The sequence below is a fragment of the Acinetobacter sp. 809848 genome, assembly GCF_000581275.1.
Lineage (GTDB): Bacteria > Pseudomonadota > Gammaproteobacteria > Pseudomonadales > Moraxellaceae > Acinetobacter > Acinetobacter pittii.
Genome location: NZ_JEXG01000147.1, coordinates 1 through 1,153, shown reverse-complemented (window position 1 = coordinate 1,153; position 1,153 = coordinate 1). Strand labels below are relative to the sequence as shown.

At 28.4% G+C, this 1,153-nt stretch carries 1 protein-coding gene; it reads left to right on the top strand.

Translation table 11 applies throughout. The features are described from left to right. Window positions 1–621: 621 nt before the first annotated feature. Window positions 622–1,119, top strand: a complete 498-nt coding sequence (locus J536_RS24465) for a LexA family protein (RefSeq protein WP_032063939.1) — start codon at window positions 622–624, stop codon at window positions 1,117–1,119. Window positions 1,120–1,153: the final 34 nt, after the last annotated feature.

The window sequence follows — 1,153 nt, the reverse complement described above, 5'->3', positions numbered from 1 at the left end:
CTGTTATGATTAATAAATATGAAAAAATTCTCATAAAAAAATAAATCCATTGTAAGAGTTAAAATAACCAAATCAATACTAGCCAAATTTTATATAATATTAAAACCACCTGTTTGTAACTAGATATTTCAAAATAATAACCCTTTTTTTTAAACATTATCGGTCTACAAACAAAAGACTAACCTGTCTAACATTATAATAATTATTATCAATAACAAAATATAATAGATTATAATTGTTATTATAAAATTCTATTTTATATAAAATAAAGTGCAATAAAAACAATATGTTAAAAATAAAAACGATATTATTTATTAATTATTTTATTAGTATTTAGTGTTACAATAGTTAAACTTTCAAAAAATTTTAAAGAAAAAATCATTAATAAAAAATGTATTATATACCGCATATTAACAATAGTATTTTTTAAAATAATTTTTTTAGTGATACAAAAGCGAAATATTTTTCAATTCCATATGTTCACTTTCTGACCAACGGTATGATTAAGCACGTCAGTTTGTGACTTCTACTTGTTTATCCACAAGTTTTTAAATTTGAAATTTAACTAAGCTCTAGCATATCATCTTGAATATGTTACAAATTCAAGTTAGGGGATATTCTATGAGCGAAATTGCACCATCCATCATCCAGATAAAGCCGTACCTCACACAAAGTATTGTTTTATCTGAGGTCTTATCTATCAAGCAAGTTGTTCCAACTACTCATATGCTTATCCCTTATGCTTTAGAGAAGATCAACGCAGGCTTCCCTTCCCCCGCTCAAGATTACATAGATAAAGCGCTCGATATGAATGAGCACTTAATAAAAAATGAAACTGCCACCTTTATTGTCAAAGTTGCTTCGCTATCGATGCTAAATGCCGGGATCGATATTGATGATGAATTGATCGTCGATCGTAGCTTAGATGCTAAACACGGCGATATTGTCGTGGCACTAATTGATAATGATTTTACTGTTAAGCGTTTAATGATTGAAGAGTCTAGAAAATGGCTCAAAGCCGAAAATCCTGAATATAAAAATATCTATCTACAAGAAGGCCAAGAACTAATTATCTGGGGCGTTGTCACCTGCGTCATTAAAATGATAAGAAAATCATGAAACATGAGAATAAAGTCTTTTTTCTCATAGACGT

What these genes read in the sequence shown, in the direction of transcription:
- J536_RS24465 (WP_032063939.1), top strand. Translation starts at nt 622, where the DNA reads ATGAGCGAAATTGCACCATCCATCATCCAGATAAAGCCGTACCTCACA.